This window comes from Ornithinimicrobium sp. (assembly GCF_030537745.1).
Taxonomy (GTDB): domain Bacteria; phylum Actinomycetota; class Actinomycetes; order Actinomycetales; family Dermatophilaceae; genus Ornithinicoccus.
Map to the genome: position 1 here is coordinate 1 of NZ_JAUNVI010000113.1, position 4,455 is coordinate 4,455.

Annotated in this window: 2 protein-coding genes and 1 pseudogene; all 3 read left to right on the top strand. The window is 70.6% G+C overall.

The window, feature by feature from the left end; all coding sequences use genetic code 11:
- Positions 1-444 precede the first annotated feature (444 nt).
- The gene (locus tag Q4P07_RS14075; protein WP_303375545.1) at positions 445-570 is read left to right on the top strand and encodes a hypothetical protein; all 126 of its coding nucleotides are present in this window, start codon (positions 445-447) and stop codon (positions 568-570) included.
- Positions 549-2,912 (top strand): LuxR C-terminal-related transcriptional regulator, encoded by a 2,364-nt coding sequence (locus Q4P07_RS14080; protein WP_303375546.1) that lies wholly within the window; start codon positions 549-551, stop codon positions 2,910-2,912. The genes Q4P07_RS14075 and Q4P07_RS14080 overlap by 22 nt, the downstream gene beginning before the upstream one ends.
- A 316-nt stretch (positions 2,913-3,228) precedes the next feature.
- Positions 3,229-4,455: pseudogene (locus Q4P07_RS14085) on the top strand (hypothetical protein); the annotation flags it as partial.

Below are 4,455 nucleotides of genomic sequence, written 5' to 3' on the forward strand. Positions count from 1 at the left end.
GCCCACGACCCCGCCGCCGACGGACCCCACCCCGACCGACCCAGGGCCCACAGATCCTGGACCCACGGAGCCCGAACCGACCGAACCTGCTGTCACGGATCCTGGGCCGACGGAGCCCGAACCGACCGGCCCCGGTTCGACGCCGGACCCTAGCGACCCTGCAGGGGACCCGGGCCCGACCTCCACGGAGGGATCCGGAGCAACTCCATGACGGCGACGCGGTGACCGACGGGGCGGACTCCCCCTCGTGGCCAGGCTGGGCAGGACTGGCGCGTCTTGAGGTGCTCGACCGTTTGACGCGGCACCTTGACAGCGGACGCGGCCATGCGATCCTCACCGGTGCTCGGGGTTGCGGCGTCGGGCAGGCGCTGGTGAGGGTAAAACGCCACCTGGCAGACAACGGTTGCCAGGTCCATGCCGTCAGGGTGGCACCAGGGCATAGCCATGATCACCACGATCATCGCGATCACCAGCCCCACTCCGATGGAGCCGGCACCGGAGGCCCTCACGCTCGCGGTTACGCCACGCGCCTCGATGGGGACGCTGACGTGGCAGTTGACGTCGTTGTGATTGACGCACGGCACTGTGCGGACGCCAAGGCCGTGCAGGCCTCGATAGAGGCTGTCACGGCTGCCGAGCGCTTTTTCCTCCTCGTCTGCCCGGACGACCCCCGCTGGGACGCAGTCCTGGATGCGGGCCAATCCTATGAAGCACTCAAGTGTGTCCTGCGGCCTTGGAGCGTGGACGTCGTCCGTTCGATCCTGGACGCCAGCGGGCTCGGTGATCGCGACGCCGAACAGGTGGTGGAGCTGACCGGGGGGCTGCCGTGGCTCATCCAGCACCTAGGGCCCAGCGCCGAGGCGGAGCAGGCGATTGCCGGGAGGGATGCCCTCGATGGCGCCGAGGTCACCGCCTTCGTGCTGGGACTCCTGGACGGGTGCTCGCCTGCCGTCGCTGACACGGCGCTCGCGATCGCGGTGGGCTACCCCGTCGCTGGTCATCCGGCGCTGCCTGGTGCACCCGCGGACGATGCCGCCGCGCAGGAACTTCTGGTGCGCTCCGTCGACAGCGCCGGTCTGCTCGGTGCGGATGGCACGCTGCCGCCACTCATTCGCGACTGCCTCATCCGGTATGCACCGCCGCACCGCCTACAGCGATGGCGGGAGCAGCTCATCGAGGACATGGTCCGCACTGGGGAGGATCTGGGTGCGGTGGCCGCCGACCTGGTTGCGCAGGGGGTGCGAGACCCCCGCGTCGTCCAAGCGCTGGTCGAGCGGGCGGTCCGTGCGGTGGACGCGCAGTCGCCAGATCATGAGCACGCCGCGCGGCTCCTCCAACTCTGCCTGAGCGTGCGCGACCGCGATCCGCGGGTCCAACTCGCACTCGCCCACCTTGGGTTGGTCACCGGCGACATCGGGGGAGCCGCACGGGCGATCGATCAGATCCTCCTGTCTGGTGAGGTGACAGTTCCTCCTGGACTGGTGCCCCTCGGGCTGGAGATTGCCTGCGCACAGGACCTGCCGCACCGGGCGGCCGACCTCATCCGCTGGGTCGCGGCCCGGGACCCGAAGGCAGCAGCCCATCCCGCGGTCGCCATCAGCCGGTATGCAGTCGGGGACCGCCGCGGCGCGGACGCCATTCTCGATCGGGCGGACGTCCGGCAGGATTCGGTGGACGGTTATAGTCAGCTGCTGGCGCAGGGGGTGCGCACCTCGATCGAGGATGCCACGGCCTCCCTGCCCCAATTGGTGCTCGCAGTTGAAGCGAGCAGCGCCGGGTCCACCTCGCTCACGGACTCAGCCGTGGGGTTGGTGGCGTTATGGGGGCTGCACGCCGGTGACCTACCGCTCGTCCATTCCGTCATCCGCTCCGCTCAGCACCAGGGGGCGCTCGGGAAGATTGCCCGGCAACGGCTCTGCCTCTTGTCTGCCTGGGCGGCCATGAGCTCTGGCCGGCTCGAGGAGGCGGAGTCCGCGATCTCCGATGTCGGCGACGTAGCTCCACGGGACCGGGTGTGGCTCACTGCACTTCGCGTCGGCCTGGCCCGGCGCGCCGACGACCCGTTGGCGTTGCGCTCGGCGTGGGCGGCGGCACGGGAGGTAGTCCTGCGCCATCCCGCCTCGCTGGGGCAGCTTCTGCCACTTGGCGAGCTCGGGCTCGTGGCTGCCCGCATGCGCGACTTCGACCTCGTCCGCGCGCAGTGGGGAGACGCACTCGCGCTGCTCAGGGACCTGGGTGAGCCACCGCTGTGGGCGACCCCCTTCCACTGGTATGGGGTGCAGGTCGCCCTGCAGCAGGATGACCCGCGGGCATTGGCGCCGCATGCGTCAGTTCTCGCGCGGGCGGCGCAGAAATGGGAACATGCGGCCGTGCTGTCCGCCGCCGCTCGGACCTGGGTCCGAGTGCGCGCCCGCGACGTGGACCCGGACGAGGTCGAGCGGACGGTGCGGCGCATGAGCGTGGGTGGCCTGGCCTGGGATGCCGCCCGGCTCGCCGCCCACGGCGCGGCCGCGACCACGGACCGCCACGCGAGCGCCCGGCTGCTCGAGTGCGCCCGCAACACTCTGCCGCGTAGCGTCGTGACCGCCAGCGAGGTCCCGCACGGCGTCTCGCACGGTGTGGAGACTGAGGCCGACGTCGGTCTCCAACTCACCCAGCGCGAGTGGCAGGTCGCCGAACTGGTGGTCTCTGGGCGGACCTACAAGCAGGTGGGGGAAATCCTCTACCTCTCGCCGAAGACCATCGAGCACCATGTGGCGCGGATCCGACGGCGCAGTGGGGCAGCATCGCGTTCCGAGTTGCTGCATCTGCTGCTGATGGCCGTACGGCAGCGCGATGGTGGGGGACCTGACGCGGCCCCGTCGCGGCACGGCGAACGTCGCACCGCCGGAGTCTCCTACCGGCACTTGTGAGCTGCGCGTCTGCGACGCGTTGACCCGTGCGCACATCCATGAGGCGCCAACAGGGCGTCACGGTGTTGACCTCGCCACGATCGCACGCCGTAGGCTGATCGACGCCCCGCTGCGACGGTCGCTGCGGGCAAGCTCAGCGAGAGGCAGGTGCGGATGCGAGAGCCCACGAGGACGATAGCTGGCCTCCGTCGCGATGCGGCAGGTCCACGCGGAGAGTGGGGGGTGAGCCAGGGTGCAGGTCAGGATCGCGGTTGACCCTGGCCGCCACTGCGTCAAGGTCGCTGCGGTCTGCGTCCCGACGGTTGAGCCTGCGTCGGTGACGAAGGTCCCGAGCGTGGCCTGGCAGCGCCCCGGGGAAGGGCTACTGGTGGGGTATGAGGCCGAGCGCGCCGCCAAGGAGGAGCCTGAGCACCTACTGGTCGGCTGGATGGATCGGCTCTTCTCCTTTCGGCTGCTCGGCGGGATCGAAGATCCGGACCTGGGGTTCACCGCCGCGGGCGTGTTGGCGCTCCTCGTGGAGAGCCCAATCCGGGAGGCCATTCACGGTCTCGGCGTTGACCCTGCACAGATCGACCTCGTGACTTTCGGTCTCGTCGTGCCGCACCGTTGGTCGGCACTCCAGCAGGACGCCGCGGCACGCGTGCTCAACCAGGTGGTCGAGGACGTGTGCCCCGCGGCAGTAATCGGCATGGTGCGGATCGCTGACGTTGAGGCACTTGGCTCGATCCTGGGCACTGAGCACGACGACGGAACCCTCATCCTTGACGTCGGGTCCGAGGGTGTCGGCCATGGCGGTGCCGTGCAGGGTGCCACTGACGCCGACATCATCACCACGACCGCCTCGGCGCTCGCGATCCAGGAGGACGGCGGCGCACGAGTCAGCCGGATCCTGCTGGTGGGAGGAGGCGCGCTTGACCCGGGCCTGCGGCGCACGCTCGAGCAGGAATTCTCCCGAGACACGCGGGCAGTCGTGGATCCGGAGCTGGCCGCCGTGATGGGGGGCCTCGAGGTCCTAGAGCAAGCGGCGCCCGGACGGGTCGCGCTGGTGCCGCCGGAAGCGAGCCCAGCCCCGGTCGCGGCGCAGGATCGTCGCGCGCCGGTCGCTTTGCTCGTGGGAGGAGGGCTGACGGCCGCTGCCGTCGCCGCGGTGGCGCTCTACCTGTCCGGCGCCTTGAGCGGTGACACCCCGGCTACCGTCCCCGAGAGGCCGTGGATCACGACGCCGGCGCTGCCGGTGCAGCCCCCTGAGGTGGATCAGCAGACCGCGACGAGACAGGCGCTGGACTCGGCCACGTCCTCACCAACCTCTGCTCAGGATCCGAGCACTTCGGAGACGACGGGCGTGGCAGAGGACGCGTCCGTGGCACCCAATGAATCCGCACCCCCGGTCGACCTTCTCCTCCCGCCCGCAGCGCCGGCTCCCGTCCCGGCGCTGCCCACCCCACCGTTGACCAATCCACCGCTGCCGACTGGGTCCCCGCCCCTGCCGGCGCCGAGTCCGACCGGCCCGGCCCCGACCACTCCTGCCCCGACCCCCCCGTCA

What these genes read in the sequence shown, in the direction of transcription:
- Q4P07_RS14075 (WP_303375545.1), top strand. Translation starts at nt 445, where the DNA reads ATGATCACCACGATCATCGCGATCACCAGCCCCACTCCGATGGAGCCG.